Annotated in this window: 10 protein-coding genes and 1 pseudogene; 7 read left to right on the plus strand and 4 right to left on the minus strand. The window is 45.5% G+C overall.

The annotated features are described in order from the left end of the window. Positions 1–49 precede the first annotated feature (49 nt). The 4 genes from rhaT to ABV001_RS07015 all read right to left on the minus strand — a co-directional run bounded on the left by rhaT (position 50) and on the right by ABV001_RS07015 (position 4,407). Complete coding sequence (rhaT, locus tag ABV001_RS07000) at positions 50–1,078, minus strand: L-rhamnose/proton symporter RhaT (protein WP_352422136.1); 1,029 nt, start codon at positions 1,076–1,078, stop codon at positions 50–52. Positions 1,079–1,081: 3 nt separating this feature from the next. After that, a complete protein-coding gene (locus ABV001_RS07005) occupies positions 1,082–2,347 on the minus strand; it encodes an L-rhamnose isomerase (RefSeq protein ID WP_352422137.1) in 1,266 nt (421 codons plus the stop codon). 101 nt (positions 2,348–2,448) lie between these two features. Further along, positions 2,449–3,915: a rhamnulokinase gene (gene rhaB, locus ABV001_RS07010; RefSeq protein ID WP_352422138.1), complete on the minus strand. Its 1,467-nt coding sequence runs from the start codon at positions 3,913–3,915 to the stop codon at positions 2,449–2,451. Positions 3,916–4,155: 240 nt separating this feature from the next. Beyond that, positions 4,156–4,407, minus strand: a complete 252-nt coding sequence (locus tag ABV001_RS07015; protein WP_352422139.1) for a hypothetical protein — start codon at positions 4,405–4,407, stop codon at positions 4,156–4,158. A 346-nt stretch (positions 4,408–4,753) separates the two neighbouring features. On the opposite strand from ABV001_RS07015, the pseudogene ABV001_RS07020 reads away from it, so the two are divergent. The 7 genes and pseudogenes from ABV001_RS07020 to ABV001_RS07050 all read left to right on the plus strand — a co-directional run. Further along, positions 4,754–4,822: pseudogene (locus tag ABV001_RS07020) on the plus strand (hypothetical protein); the annotation flags it as partial. Between the two features lie 502 nt (positions 4,823–5,324). Further along, positions 5,325–6,707 (plus strand): dihydrolipoamide acetyltransferase family protein, encoded by a 1,383-nt coding sequence (locus ABV001_RS07025; protein WP_352422140.1) that lies wholly within the window; start codon positions 5,325–5,327, stop codon positions 6,705–6,707. 199 nt (positions 6,708–6,906) lie between these two features. After that, the gene (gene lpdA / locus ABV001_RS07030) at positions 6,907–8,259 is read left to right on the plus strand and encodes a dihydrolipoyl dehydrogenase (RefSeq protein WP_352422141.1); all 1,353 of its coding nucleotides are present in this window, start codon (positions 6,907–6,909) and stop codon (positions 8,257–8,259) included. 165 nt (positions 8,260–8,424) lie between these two features. Further along, entirely contained in the window at positions 8,425–10,884 is a 2,460-nt protein-coding gene (locus tag ABV001_RS07035) for an alpha-ketoacid dehydrogenase subunit alpha/beta (protein WP_352422142.1), read from the plus strand. A gap of 30 nt (positions 10,885–10,914) precedes the next feature. Then, complete coding sequence (locus tag ABV001_RS07040) at positions 10,915–12,114, plus strand: PHP domain-containing protein (protein WP_352422143.1); 1,200 nt, start codon at positions 10,915–10,917, stop codon at positions 12,112–12,114. Between the two features lie 14 nt (positions 12,115–12,128). Continuing rightward, positions 12,129–14,129, plus strand: coding sequence for an SDR family NAD(P)-dependent oxidoreductase (locus ABV001_RS07045; protein WP_352422144.1), 2,001 nt, complete (start codon positions 12,129–12,131; stop codon positions 14,127–14,129). Positions 14,130–14,238: 109 nt separating this feature from the next. Continuing rightward, positions 14,239–15,495 (plus strand): PDDEXK nuclease domain-containing protein, encoded by a 1,257-nt coding sequence (locus ABV001_RS07050; RefSeq protein WP_352422145.1) that lies wholly within the window; start codon positions 14,239–14,241, stop codon positions 15,493–15,495. The last annotated feature ends 5 nt before the right edge of the window (positions 15,496–15,500 follow it).

The following is a 15,500-nucleotide window of genomic DNA, read 5'->3' on the forward strand; positions in this document are numbered from 1 at the left end:
CATTGCAAATATTTTCAGATCAACCTATGATTTACAAAAAAAGAAAAGATTAAAACAGATTAGGTATTACCAATGAAATGATCAACACTGCCATACCGAAAACCAGAAAAACGACAGCCTTTTTCCCCGCACCTTTCCATTCTTTCAGGATAATGCCCCATACGTTGCTGAAAACTACGTTCAACGACATCAATATACTCCATGAAAATGCCATCATTACACTGCCCGGTTCGAAAAAACTTTGCCCCATACCCAGACCGAAGAATTGGGAGTACCAGAGAAGCCCGGCCAGTGCACAGAACAGAAGATTATTTACTAAAACAGGTCTTGAAGAACGTTTTATTTCTCCTCCGGTTTTATTTTTCCGGTTCATATAGAGACAATAAACCAGGTTGGTCATAAATCCACCGATGGTGACCAACAGCGTAACGGGATTCTGCGCGAACAACTCCTTGGCACCGGCAGCAATAGCCGCTTCCTTTACCGGTATTCCGGCACTGAGTCCAAGGCTGAAGCAAGCGCTCATCACACCGGCAAACAAAGCTATCAGTAGCCCTTTCTTGAGTGCAAAATCCTTGATCGCTTTTTTTCTTTCCTCTTCGGACATATTTTTAGAACGAAGGCTACCGGCATACCCTACCAGGGCGATGCCTACCAGTGTGACGGCCACAGCTACCAAGAGGACGATCCCTTTCGGGGAGAAAAGATCAGTGCCGGCAAGCATTGCAGGGATTAGTGTCCCGAAAGCCGCACAGGTGCCTAAAGCCACTGATTGTCCGAGTGCAATACCCAGAAAACGCATGCTTAACCCGAAAGTCAATCCGCCGATACCCCAAAGTACTCCGTAGCCTATAGCTTGCCATGAGGCTGCTGCGTTGGCGGTATATATCCCGATTAAACCGGAAGGGGAGATGGCAAGGAATGCCCCTAAGATAGGGAAGACCAGCCATGCGAAAACTCCTTGTGTCAACCAGAAGTTTTCCCACGACCACTCCTTTATTTTATTGATGGGGACGTATGAGCTCGATTGGCCCATACTTCCCACAGCAATAATTATTAAACCCAGAATTGTATTCATCGTTTAGACTCGTTTAGAGGTTACCTGATCTTCATATTCCTGGATATCCCTGATATATGCATCACCGACAGGTACTGCCTGTTGCTGGCAATAGTAGTTATAAACAGCGTTCCAGGGCATCGATTTCAATTCTTCGAGATAGGCCAGACGTTGGAAATTCTTATCCTGCAATTCAAATTCCCTCAGTTTTTCGGTGGGTTCCAGCAGTGCTTGCAGCATGGCTCTCTGTGTCGAGCGGATCCCCACTACATAGGCTCCTATGCGGTTGATGGATGCATCAAAATAATCGAGTCCCACATGCACACGGTCGGCATGGCCCGAGCGGACGATTTCCTGGGTTAAAGCCATTAATTCGTCGGTCATGGTTACCACATGGTCACTGTCCCAACGTTCCGGACGGCTTACATGCAGATTGAGTTCGGGAACGAAAAGCAACATGGACGAGATCTTGTCAGCTATTGACTCGGTTGGATGGAAGTGTCCGGCATCGAGCGTCAGCATCATATTGTTTTTTACCGCGTATCCCATATAAAATTCATGCGATCCTACTACATAACTTTCACTACCGATACCGAACAGTTTGCATTCCACACAATCTTTCAGGTATTCTGTACTGATTTTTTCGGAAAAGACGTCGTCGAGCGCTTCTTTCATCAATTGCCTGTGCGCAAATCGTGAAACTGTTTTATCTTTTTCACCGTCGGGGAACCAGATGTTATGGATACAAGGATCTCCCTGTTGGCGTCCGATCTCTGCCGCGATACGACGGCAACGGCGCAGGTGCTCTTTCCAGAATTCTCTGATCTCAGGATCAAAATGGGAAATCATGTATCCACTTTCTCCTTTGGCATGGGAGAAGAGCGTACAGTTGAAATCGAGTTTCACACCCACCTTCTTCGCCCAGTCGATCCACGATTGGAAATGCTTCGGCTCAATCTGGTCGCGGTCCACGAATTCACCGCCGAAATCGCCGTAAATGGCATGCAGACTGATCCTGTGTATCCCCGGGATAAGCGAGAGTACCTTCTCGTAATCTTTCCGTATTTCTTCTATGTTCCTTGCCCTGCCCGGATAGTTGCCGGTTGCTTGGATGCCACCGGTAAGGCCGCCCTCCGGATTTTCAAACCCTAAAACATCATCTGCCTGCCAGCAATGGATGGAAATAGAGAGATTATTCAATTTCTCCAGTGCCTTGTCTACATCTACCCCCAGCGATGCGTATTGTGCCTTTGCATCTTCATACGCTTTTTTCAATTGTTCTTCTTTCATACGATTTATTATTAGAGCAAAGAGTAAAGAGCAAAGAATAAAGACTTAGCTCTAACTTCTTTACTTTTGTTGTTAAATTTTAGCTTCCATCTTTCCACTTCTTATATTTCCCTGTAAACATTCAGGTAATCGCTGTAGTGGCTGTCCCATAGGACAGTATCTTCGGGTTCGAAAGTATCAAGATGAATAGAGTTTCGCACGATTTGGCGCATCTCTTGCTTGTCGTTGACTATACCGGCTGCTTTGGCCTGTAATAAAATATTTCCCATTGCTGTGGCTTCAGACGGCCCTGCAATTACAGGCTTACCGATAGCGTTTGCCGTAAAGGAATTGAGCAGTTTGTTCTGAGCTCCTCCACCGATAATATGTAAGGTGTCGATAGGAAATGTGGCCAGTTGCTGCAGGTTTGCCAGAACCTGTTTATAGCGGAAAGCGAGGCTTTCGTAGATGCAACGGGCTATTTCTCCCATGGTTTGGGGAATATGCTGATTTGTTTCTTTGCAGTAAGCCTGGATAGTAGCAGTCATAGATCCGGGGGCAGCAAAGCAAGGAGAATCAGGATTGATGAAACATTGAAATGGAGCCGACTGTTTCGCTGCAGCGACTATCTCTTCATAAGAGACAGGTTGTTTATCCCCCCATTCCTTTTTACATTGTTCGATCAACCACATGCCGCAGATATTCTTCAACAGGCGGATAGATCCGTCGGCACCCCCTTCGTTGGTGAAGTTGAGAGTGAAAGTCTCGTCGTTAATGACAGGCTCTTTCGATTCTATGCCCATCAGCGACCAGGTCCCCGAACTGAGATAAGCGAAATTCTCATCTTTCGCCGGAGTAGCTAAAACGGCAGAAGCCGTGTCGTGGCCGGCAACGGCAATGACAGACAGATCCTGCAAGCCGGTCAGGCGCTGTACGGAAGAGGATATGTTACCGATCTTATATCCCGGAAATACCTGCATTCCAAAGTGATTGTCGTTCAGTTGCAAGGCTTGAAGAAACGACTTGTCGAATTGTTTGGTATAAGGATTAAGCATTTGTGATGTGGAGGCGATCGTATATTCCGTCACCATTTTTCCGGTCAACAGGTAGGAGAGTGCATCCGGCATGAATAATATTTTGTCGATTACGGGATAGATAGATGAATCTTCACTCCTCAGGGTATCAAGCTGGAACAACGTGTTGAAATTCATGATCTGAATTCCTGTTTTTTGGTACACCTTTTCCTTGGAAATTCTGGTGAAAAAACGCTCTGGAGCGTCAAACGTACGGGGATCCCTGTAACTGTAAGGCATGCGCAACGGCTCCCCATCTTTTCCGAAACAGACAAAGTCTACTCCCCAGGTATCGATACCCAGTGATGTGACATGCAGCCTATGTGATTTGACCTCCTGCAATGCCCCTATTACCTGGTTATACAGATGGAACAAATCCCAGTATAACCGGCCATTTACCTCGATGATCGGATTAGGAAAACGGCTTATTTCCCTTAACTCTAATCGGTCGTTTTGTATCGTTCCCAACATGGCTCTCCCGCTGCTGGCACCTAAATCGATTGCTAAAAATGACATTAAATTATCTACGCTCATGATGAGGTTAAATCCAAATTTTTTTAAAGATTGTCTGCAAACATACAGGATAAATTGAATATATGCAATCAAATAAATGATTTTATGACTGTGCTTTTTGATAATGCTTAGCTATATGTATTTTTGCTTATGGTTTGTTTTCATTTCAAGTGTTGGGAAATATCAGGATTTTCATGTATAGTTGTAGAATATAAGGTGTGCCTCAAGTAATCCCAAACAAGTTTAGCTTGTTATTCGGCTTTTATTATATTTCCTCTTCGAACTCTTATCTTGCTCGTGTTCAAAAGGAATTTCCCTGCCGGAGTCAGTTTGCAAAACGGGGTAGTTATCCACCATATAAGTGCAACTGGCGGACAGTTCCTTGATCTCGCGGGTGGAAACACCAAACTTCCCTTCACTTTTTTTGCCCTGCTCATCCAGAATACACATGAAAATGCTATCTTTGTGGATGTCAAGGCCGCAGACTGTTCTCATAATGTTATGTTTTTTAATGAAACTTTGTGCCCAAGAGCACGTTAATTGCTTATAGAACGCTGTGGCCTTGATTTTTATTTGCCCGTATATAAAATCTCGACTTTTTTATTTAAGTTTGTAAAATATAGGATACGTCTCAGCATAGCTCAAGTAAACTTGGCTCTGTATTCGACTTTCGCCATATTTGTCGTAAAATGTGATAATATATGGAGCAGATACGGTTATATACAAATTTACAATATCTGCATCTGCGCAACGACTTGAAATCAGAGGTTAACAATTTTGTTGAGTTCCTGTTGGCTAAGAGGAAAAAAGAGCTAAAGAATAAAGTCCTTGATACGGAAGTGTCAAGGGGCAGATCTATATGTCGGCTGATTTTGATGATCCTTTGGAAGTTTTTAAAGCATATATGTGATGGAATTACTATGGGATACTCGTGCTTTGATCTGGTTTCACAGTGTATTGCCAATCAATTGACCATTATGACTAAAGATGAAAATATCCGGAAGTATAATATCTGGACAATTTGGTAGTTTTGTTAACCTTATTGTGTAAAATGACACTTGTATTTCAGATACTATAAGCAATTGCAGGGATGGTCATCAAAAAATAGAGACTTTTTTTAATTATTGAGTAATAACATCCGTTAAATGAAACTCATGTCAAAAACAATATATGAAAGATCAATTATTGAATTGATCATGAAACCGAATGATGTATATTTGCCAATATTTTCTGTGTCGCTTAAATTGAATGAATTAAATAAAATGACCTTTGGAGATTCGAAAATATTAAATGCCAATTTAATGGCATTTATCTTTGGATTCTATCATAGATAATGATATCTTTGTGTCAGCATAGTTCAGCACAGTTGGCAGTGGTCAAAATTATATGTAGCATACTTAAATCATGCATAAATGGCAGTTGTAGTAATCATGCCCAAACAGGGGCAATCAGTAGAGAGTTGTATCATAACCGAATTGAAAAAGAAAAAAGGGGATACCGTGCAAAAGGGAGACGTTCTCTTTTCCTATGAGACGGATAAAGCTTCGTTTGAAGAAGAGGCTCCTTCGGAAGGGGTAGTGCTTGAATGCTTTTACGGTGAAGGCGATGAAGTACCCGTATTGGAAAATATGATGATCATCGGCGAACCGGGAGAAGATATCTCTCCGTTGCTGGCCGGGCGTGAAGCGCCGCAAGAAACGTCGAAGGGGACCATTGCACCGGGTAGTGCCGGTCTTTCCACAGGAGGTGTTGCGGACTCCGCGGCAACCACCCCGTTAATCGGTGAAGTGCCGGGACAGGGAGAAAGTCCTGCTTCGCAAAATGTACAATCCGGCGTAACCCCTGTTTCCCCGCGTGCCCGGAAACTGGCAGGGAAAAATGCTGTCGACACCTCCGCTCTTTCCGGAAGCGGACCAAAAGGACGTATCATAGAAAAAGATATAGAGGCGGTCTTACAAGATCGTCCGAAGATGACACCGCTGGCAAAGAAATTGGCAGCCGAAGAGGGCATGCTGCCGCAGTCGTCCGGAACGGGACTTGCAGGGACGGCCAGGGCTTCCGACTTATCCGCCCCCGTGAATACTATTTACGGCAAGGATTATGAAGACCGGAAAATTTCCAATATGCGCAAGATCATCGCCCGTTCGATGCACGCTTCCCTGCAGAATTCAGCGCAACTTACCCACCATTTGGGAGCAGATGCCAGGAGAATACTGGAACTTAGAAAAAAAGCGAAAGCGATGTTGGAAGAAGGAAAGCTTGATATCAATATTACGCTAAATGATATGGTCTGCTTCTCTGTTATCAAGGCGCTGAAGAAATTCCCCAATGTCAATACCCATTTTTTGGGTGACAACATCCGTTATTTTAACAAGATACATCTTGGTCTGGCGGTGGATACCGATAGGGGGTTGATGGTGCCGGTCGTACGCAATGCCGATGACCTCTCTATTACCGGTTTGGCGCGGCAGTTTAAGGAAATTGCCTCGGCCTGCAGGAATGGTAGTGTGAACCCGGATATCCTCTCCCCGGAAGCCGGTACGTTTACTGTATCGAATCTGGGTAATTATGGCGTGGAAATGTTTACGCCGGTCATTAACCTGCCCCAGTCGGCTATACTTGGTGTGAATACCATCGTGCCGCGCCCCAAAGATATTGGCGACGGCGTGTATGCTTTTGTACCCTTTATCGGTTTGAGCCTGACTTACGACCACCGTTCATTAGACGGAGGGGAAGCTACCCGCTTCCTGAAGCAGATTGCGATAGAGATTGAAAATCTGGTATGGGATGTATAAGAATCAAGAGTTAAGATTCAAGGCATAAGATACGTTGTTTAATGAACTATAGGGCGTTTAGTTGTTATATTGTAAATGATTTTTGAAATGTTTTAATAATAATCCTGTCAGAGAATTTTTTGAATCCAATGTCTTGGCTCTTGATTCTTGGCTCTTGACTCTTTAATGATTCTTGATTCTTTGCTCTAAAGAAAATATTATGTACGATTTACTGATTATCGGTGGAGGTCCCGCCGGGTATGTGGCGGCTGAACGGGCCGGGCATAAGGGGCTGAATGTGGCGCTGTTCGAGAAGAAAGCAATGGGAGGAGTATGCCTGAATGAAGGATGTATTCCCACCAAAACATTGCTTTACAGTGCCAAGACTTATGAAAATGCGCTGCACGGAGACCTCTATGGTGTTTTTGGGGATAATATCCGTTTTGATTACGGAAAAATGGTGTCCCGTAAAAAGAAAGTGGTACGTAAGCTTGTACTCGGGGTGGAAGGCAAGATGAAAGCCAATAAAGTGACAGTGATAAAAGGTGAAGCCTATATCAACGGGCGTTCATCGGAAGGAATCGAGATAACCGGCAACGGTGAAAAATATGTGGGTAAGAATCTCCTTGTCTGTACAGGATCGGAAGCATCCGTGCCGCCCATACCCGGACTGCAGGAAGCAGGAGAGGTGGTTGTTACCAACCGTGAGATACTGGAGTTGACCGAACGTCCCGAATCACTCGTCGTCATCGGCGGCGGTGTGATAGGAATGGAGTTTGCCAGTTTTTACAATAGCTTGGGCTCCAAAGTGGTTGTAGTGGAAATGCTTCCTGAAATCCTTGGAGGACTCGACTTCGAAATCTCTGCCATGCTTCGTGAAATCTATACAAAGAAAGGTATTACTTTCCATCTGAACGCGAAAGTGACACAGCTTGAGGGTAACAAGGTCATTTTTGAGAAAGATGGAAAGACGGAAACGATAGAAGGTGAAAAGATATTGCTAAGTGTGGGTCGCCGTCCCGTTACGCAAGGCTTCGGCCTGGAGAACCTGGGTGTCGAGCTGGTACGGGGTGGCATCAAGGTGGACGAAAAAATGCGGACCAACGTTCCCGGTGTGTATGCCGCAGGTGATGTGACCGGCTTTTCATTGCTGGCCCATACGGCAAGCCGTGAGGGTGAGGTGGTAGTCAATAACCTTACCGGTAGACCCGATATCATGCGTTACAATGCTATTCCGGGAGTAGTATATACCAATCCGGAAGTGGCCGGCGTTGGAGAGACCGAAGAGTCGGCCAAAGCCAAAAATATTGCTTATAAGGTGGCTAAATTGCCTATGGCTTATGCCGGGCGGTTTGTTGCCGAAAATGAAGGTGGAAGCGGACTCTGTAAAGTGTTGGTCGGCGAAAAGCATGGCGAGGTGATTGGTGTGCATATGCTGGGTAATCCCGTTAGCGAAATCATTTATGGCGCCTGTATCGCTATTGAGCAGGAAATGACGCTGAAAGAGATGCAGGAGGTCGTTTTTCCGCATCCCACCGTCAGTGAAATTATTAAGGAAACTGTCTTCTTGTAAAGTGCCTAAGTGGTTAGGTGCCTAAGTGGAAAGGTGGAAAAGAATAGAGACTTTGTTAATTGACAATAGACAATGGATAATTGACAATGAATTGTAAAACTCCTTCACTCCTAAATTACATAATCATCAAATCAATAAATTAGTAAATCAATAAATCAAAATAAAATGCCCAAAGTACAACTTATAGATCCCACCGAAGCACGCAAACCCGGGTTTGTGGAGTTTCAACCGATACCTGTCAACCAGTACCGGAAAACAGTGCAAGAAGAAAAAGAGAATTTTACCACGGAGGAATTCAAGGCGATTTACCATGATATGGTATTGATCCGGGAATTTGAAACCATGCTGAATCTGATCAAGACGCAAGGTGAATACAACGGTACACCCTATAACCATCCCGGTCCTGCGCACTTATCTATCGGGCAGGAATCGTCGGCCGTGGGTATGGCCTGGACACTGACGGTGGACGATTTTATTTTCGGAAGCCACCGCTCGCACGGCGAAATTCTGGCCAAGGGGATGTCGGCCATCCATCAGTTGGATGACCAGCAGCTTATCGCCATCATGGAAAACTTTTTTGATGGTGTGATTTATAAGATCGTGAAAAAAGATTTTGAGGGATCGGTCAAGGAACTGGCAAGAAGATTTCTGGTATATGGTACATTGGCCGAGATTTTTGCCCGTAAGACCGGCTTCAATAAGGGATTGGGGGGATCGATGCATGCCTTCTTCACCCCGTTCGGCGTTTATCCCAACAATGCCATCGTCGGCGGATCGGGAGATATAGCTGTGGGTGCCTCTTTGTACAAGAAAGTGAACCGTAAACCGGGGCTTGTCGTGGCCAATATCGGTGATGCCTCCATGGCGTGCGGCCCGGTGTGGGAAGGGCTCACTTTTGCTTCGATGGACCAGTTTACGCAACTCTGGGAAGGTGACATGAAGGGTGGTCTTCCCGTGATCATCAATATAATGAACAACCAGTACGGTATGGGAGGCCAGACCTGTGGCGAGACGATGGGCTACGGTATTGCCGCACGTATCGGTGCCGGCGTGAACCCCGACCAAATGCATGCAGAACGGGTGGATGGTTACAATCCGTTGGCTGTGATCGATGCCTATAAACGTAAACGTAAAATCATTGAAGAGAAGAGAGGCCCGGTATTGCTGGATGTATTGACGTACCGTTACAGTGGACACTCGCCTTCCGATGCATCGTCGTACCGTTCCAAGGAGGAGGTGGAAGCATGGGAATCACAGGATTGTATCCGCAGTTATGGCGAACAGTTGCTCGAAGCAGGAGTAGCTACCCAAGCCGACCTCGACTTGATCTCCGACGATATACGTGCGCTGGTCAATGAAATGTTTCTCAAGGCGATCGATGACGAAATCTCGCCCAGAATGGAAAATCCGGATATTATTGGAGATATGATGTTCTCTGATGGTTCCGTGGACAGTTTCTCCAACGAGAAGCCGGAAGTGCTGATGCCGCTGGAAGAAAATCCAAGGGTGAAAAAAATTGCGAATAAGGAGCGCTTTGCTTTTGATGCCGAAGGTAAGCCTTTCAGCAAAATGAAGCAGTTCCACCTGCGGGATGGACTTTTCGAGGCTATTATCGACCGTTTCTATAAAGATGCTTCCCTGATCGCTTACGGTGAAGAGAACCGTGATTGGGGCGGTGCGTTTGCCGTCTATGGGGGGCTGACCGAATCGTTGCCCTATCACCGTCTGTTCAATTCGCCGATCGCCGAGGCATCCATCGTGGGAACAGCTATCGGTTACGCCATGTGTGGCGGTCGTGTGATCCCCGAGATCATGTATTGCGACTTTATTGGCCGTGCCGGTGACGAGATTTTTAACCAGTTACCCAAATGGCAAGCCATGAGCGGTAACGTATTGAAAATGCCGATGGTGGTCCGTGTATCGGTAGGATCGAAATATGGAGCTCAGCATTCGCAGGACTGGACATCGCTTGTCGCTCATATCCCCGGCCTGAAAGTGTGCTTCCCGGTGACACCTTATGATGCCAAGGGATTGATGAATGCCGCTTTGCAGGGTACCGACCCGGTTATCTTCTTTGAAAGCCAACGTATTTATGATATAGGAGAACAGTTCCATGAAGGAGGTGTTCCCACCGGTTACTACGAGATCCCTATCGGTGAGCCGGATGTGAAGAAAGAGGGTAGGGATATCACATTCCTGACCATCGGTCATACGCTCTATCCCGCTTTAAAAGCTGCGAAAGAGTTGGAAGACAAATACGGCATGAGTGCAGAGGTGATCGACGCCCGTTCGTTAGTGCCATTCAATTATGAAAAGGTACTGGAGTCGGTGAAGAAAACCGGAAAAATCATTGTGGCCGGTGATGCCACCGCGCGTGGTTCTTTCCTGAACGACCTCGCCGCCAATATCGGTCAACTCGCATTTGATTATCTCGATGCACCCGTCTGTGTGCTGGGTTCACGCAACTGGATCACTCCGGCACACGAATTGGAAGAGTCGTTCTTCCCACAGCCAGGCTGGTTCCTGGACATGGTCAACGAACGTATCCAACCGCTCAAAGATTATATTCCCGGCCAGAACTTTACCGATGGGGAGTTGATCAGGAGAGCGAAGAAAGGTGTTTAGTTGATGTGGAAAAGTGAAAATGATTGGAAGATGAGTCAATTGGATAATTGTGCGAAAGTGAACGCACACATGCATACGCCTTACTCGTTCAGTGCGTTTTCCGATGTGAATGACGCGCTGGACAGGGCGGTTGCCGAGGAGGTGAAAGTGGTGGGTATCAATGATTTTTATACTGCCGAGGGATACCAGGAGTGGGCTGATGGTTGTGCGAGGAGGAGACTCTATCCGCTTTTCGGTATCGAGTTTATCAGCCTGAATGAGGAAGACCAGAAAGCGGGATTACGAGTGAATGATCCTGCCAATCCGGGGCGTATATATCTGAGCGGTAAGGGATTGTCTTATCCTTTCCACTTGAAGGAGCCTTACGCAACCCTATTGTCCAATGTGAGGAATGAGGCCAATCGACAGGTGGAGGCGATGTGTGGAAAGCTGAACGAATTGCTTCTGCAGAAAAAATGTGGCTTTGCACTTGACTTTAACCGGATAACCAATGAATTGACAAAAGGGTTGATTCGTGAGCGCCACCTGGCAAAAGCGTTGCGCATAAGTGTGTATGAGGCCTGTAGCAATGACGAATCGCGGATAAGGGAATTATTTGAAAAAATCTTTGACGGAAAGGTGTTGAAATCGTCGTTGGATGACCTTGCCGGCGTAGAGAATGAAATCCGTGCCAACCTGTTGAAAGCGGGTGGTGCGGCATTCGTTCCGGAAGAGGCTTCCGCTTTCCTGCCGATGGAAACTGTGCAGGAAATCATCATTGCCGCCGGTGGTATTCCTACTTATCCCTTCCTCGCGGACGATGCGAACGGGAATTATACCGATTTTGAAAATGACCTGGAACGGGTGGCTAAACAACTAACCGAACGGGGATTCCATTCGGTGGAATTTATTACTACCCGTAATGATGTGCATCTTTTGGAGAAATATGCCACCTATCTCTATGAACAGGGTTTTGTGGTGACTTTCGGCAGTGAACACAATACGCCTGCCATGGAGCCTATTGAACTGTTTGCAAGGGGGGGAGTACCTTTGACCGATAAGCTTATGGAAATTAACTATAATGGGGCCTGTGTTATTATGGCGCATCAGCATTTGCTAAAACAGAGATTGCTCGGGTACACAGGTCTAAACGGGGATGTCGACCGCTCTAAACGGTATGATTTGGAGATATTGGGAGATGTACTCTTCCAAAAAATCATTGTTTATAATTTATCAGATCGGAACGAATAAAAAACAGGATAAAGATGGAACAAGAGTCTCAAACTTTTCTGCCTGAAAATGATATTTTCGGAATACGCGATTTAATTTATATATCGCGGTTTTACGGGCAGGACAGCCGTTTTGTAATTGCCGGTGGAGGTAATACATCTTACAAGAACAAGGAAAAGATTTGGGTGAAGGCCAGCGGCGCTGCATTGGCGACCATAACCGAAGAGGGTTTTGCCGTACTCGACAGAAGTAAACTCGACCCAATGTCGGAGAAAGCGTATAGCCCGGATCCGACAGAGCGGGAGGAGCAGGTAAAAAATGACCTGGCCGGGGCAACCCTCACTAAAGGGAGACGCCCTTCGGTGGAGACATCGATGCACAATGTGATCAATTATCCTTTTGTGGTACACCTGCACCCGACGGCAGTGAACGGATTGATGTGCGCGCAAAATGCGAACTCAGAATTGAAACGGCTTTTCGGCGAAAAAGCATTGTATATAGAATATACCGACCCGGGCTATGTGTTGTTCAAAAAGGTATATGAGCGGATCAAAAAGTACCGGACAACGCATAATGAGGAACCTCAGATAATCTGGTTGCAGAACCACGGTATTTTTGTCGCCGCGCCTACCATCGAAGAGATACAAAAGATTTATTCCGAAATCTTTCAAAAATTGGAACAGTCTGTTTCAACATCGTCACCTACCGGAGAGAGAGATACTTGCCGTTGTACCGAAGAAATTCTTCCAGCGCTAAGGATGATGTTGTCGGCCCAAGGGTTGAAAATATTGAAGGTGAGGAAAAACGAACTGATCAAATATTATTACGACAGCCCCGGGAAACAGATAGATATTGCTAAACCGTTTACGCCGGATGCCATTGTCTATTGTAAATCAAATTATATTTTCCTGAACGGTGAAACACCTGAAGCGGTGTTGGGGGAAGCTCAGAAAGTGATTCCTGCCTTTATTGAGAAATTGGGTTATCAACCTAAAGTGATATTGATAAAAGGAATCGGGTTGGTGGCCGTAGGCGATAATGCCGGGCAATGCGACATCATCCTGGATGTGTTCGAAGACGCGATGAAGGTTGCCTATCTCGCCCATTCATTCGGAGGGCCGCACCCGATGACGCAGGAACAGATAGACTTTATCGACAACTGGGAGGTGGAAAACTACCGCCGCAGTGTGGCAGGAGGGACATCCCGGGGACGTGCGGAGAATAAAACCGTCGTGATTACCGGTGCTGCCCAGGGTTTCGGTGAAGGGATCGGGCGATGCCTCCTACAGGAGGGAGCCAATATCGTGATTGCCGACCTGAATGAGGAGGCAGGCAGTGCCACAGCCGAAGAATTCAACCGTATCGCGAAAAGTAACAGAGCTTTTTTCGTGAAGACCAATGTGACTGACATGGCAAGTTTGGAGAATCTTATCCACGAAACAATTTGTCAATTCGGGGCAATCGATTGTTTTATCAGCAACGCCGGGGTACTTCGTGCAGGAGGTCTGGACGATATGACGCCGGAGAATTTTGATTTCGTCACCAAAATAAATTACAATGCCTATTTCTATTGTACGAAAATGGTCACTAAGGTCATGAAATTGCAGACCAGATATGCTCGTGCAGATTATTATGCTGATATTATTCAGATCAATTCCAAGTCGGGGCTGCAAGGCAGCAAAGCCAATTTCGCCTATGCCGGTGGAAAGTTCGGAGGAATCGGGCTTACCCAGTCCTTTGCGCTGGAACTGGCGCCATACCGTATCAAAGTCAATTCTATCTGTCCCGGGAACTTCTACGAAGGACCTCTCTGGAGCGATCCCGACAACGGATTGTTCGTGCAATACCTGAAAGCAGGTAAGGTACCGGGAGCAAAAACTATTGAAGATGTGAAAGCGTTTTATTTATCTAAAGTCCCAATGGGAAAAGGGTGTACGCCCGAAGATGTGACCAGGGGCGTGCTTTACCTGATGGACCAGTGTGGTGAGACGGGGCAGGCCTTGCCGATCACCGGAGGACAGGTGATGCTTTCTTAGAAAGTGGAAAAGTGGAAAAGTGGAAAAGTGCCTAAGTGGTTAAGTGGTTAGGTGGAACTGAAAGGAAATGGTTGATTTGACGGTTCAATGATTTTAAATGTCTTTCTCTATGGATTTCAACGATCTGCAACAAAATATTCGACATATTTCCGGCACATTCCGGCAAAATGCGGTTGCGGCTGTCAATACGCATCTGACTGTCAGGAACTGGCTGGTAGGGTTTTATATTGTCGAATTTGAACAGAATGGTGAAGATCGGGCAAAATACGGGGCAAAATTGCTTCAAAATTTGGCCGATTCTTTTGATGAAGAAGGATTGTCGTACAGGAATTTAAACCTTTATAGGCAGTTTTATTTAGTTTATCCGCAAATCAGTATTTACGTACCCTATTTTTTTCGAAAATATTTTGGAGAGATTTGGCAGACACCGTCTGCCAAATTGCAATTTGCTGTAAAAGAAGATGTTGGAATTGGGCCATCGCTGTCGGCCCAATTGGATAACTCTGGACAAGAAGATATGGAGATTCTGCAGACACCGTCTGCAGAATTACAATTCATTGAAAAAGAGTTTGTTGGAATTGGGCAATCACTGACTGCCCAATTCAACCCTGAAGAGGTTGCAGAGCAACTACCTTATATTACAAAATTAGTTCGCAAACTTTCATTTTCACATTTTAGTTTGTTGCTCCCAATTGAAAATCCTCTAAAGCGGCGATTCTATGAAGTGGAATGTATCAAAGGAACCTGGAGCGTACGCGAACTCAAACGTCAAATCGATACCCTCTATTTTGAACGAAGTGGTATCAGCCAAAAACCAGAGAAGTTGAGCGAAGTGGTACAGGCAAAGAGTGAAAAGATTGTAATGCAGGATATTATCAAATCTCCATTTACCTTTGAATTTTTAGGGCTTAAGGCAAAAGATGTGGCTTATGAGTCGGATTTGGAGCAAGCGCTTATTGAACATCTGGAAGAATTTTTGATAGAACTCGGACACGGATTTTGTTTTGAGTCGCGGCAAAAGCGAATTATTATCGGCGATGAATATTTCTTTTGTGATCTGGTTTTCTATCATCGCATTTTGAAATGCCATGTGTTGATTGAATTGAAAGTCGACAGTTTTTCACACGAGCATATCGGTCAATTAAAAACTTATGTCAATTATTACCGGAAAGAGATAATGCAACCGGAGGATAATCCTCCGGTAGGGATATTGTTGGTGACCAATAAAAACAATGCGTTAGTGGAATACGCCGTGGCTGATAGTGACCATGAGTTGTTCATATCAAAGTATTTGGTGGAACTTCCTAATAAAAAGGATCTTGAACGGTTTATCAACGAAGAGTATGCAAAAATAAATAACAAATAAATATC

It is taken from the genome of Proteiniphilum sp., assembly GCF_040307845.1.
Classification (GTDB): domain Bacteria; phylum Bacteroidota; class Bacteroidia; order Bacteroidales; family Dysgonomonadaceae; genus Proteiniphilum.

Coding starts and splice junctions, on each gene's coding strand:
- rhaT (WP_352422136.1), bottom strand. CDS start 1,078: ATGAATACAATTCTGGGTTTAATAATTATTGCTGTGGGAAGTATGGGC.
- ABV001_RS07005 (WP_352422137.1), bottom strand. CDS start 2,347: ATGAAAGAAGAACAATTGAAAAAAGCGTATGAAGATGCAAAGGCACAA.
- rhaB (WP_352422138.1), bottom strand. CDS start 3,915: ATGTCATTTTTAGCAATCGATTTAGGTGCCAGCAGCGGGAGAGCCATG.
- ABV001_RS07015 (WP_352422139.1), bottom strand. CDS start 4,407: ATGAGAACAGTCTGCGGCCTTGACATCCACAAAGATAGCATTTTCATG.
- ABV001_RS07025 (WP_352422140.1), top strand. CDS start 5,325: ATGGCAGTTGTAGTAATCATGCCCAAACAGGGGCAATCAGTAGAGAGT.
- lpdA (WP_352422141.1), top strand. CDS start 6,907: ATGTACGATTTACTGATTATCGGTGGAGGTCCCGCCGGGTATGTGGCG.
- ABV001_RS07035 (WP_352422142.1), top strand. CDS start 8,425: ATGCCCAAAGTACAACTTATAGATCCCACCGAAGCACGCAAACCCGGG.
- ABV001_RS07040 (WP_352422143.1), top strand. CDS start 10,915: ATGAGTCAATTGGATAATTGTGCGAAAGTGAACGCACACATGCATACG.
- ABV001_RS07045 (WP_352422144.1), top strand. CDS start 12,129: ATGGAACAAGAGTCTCAAACTTTTCTGCCTGAAAATGATATTTTCGGA.
- ABV001_RS07050 (WP_352422145.1), top strand. CDS start 14,239: ATGGATTTCAACGATCTGCAACAAAATATTCGACATATTTCCGGCACA.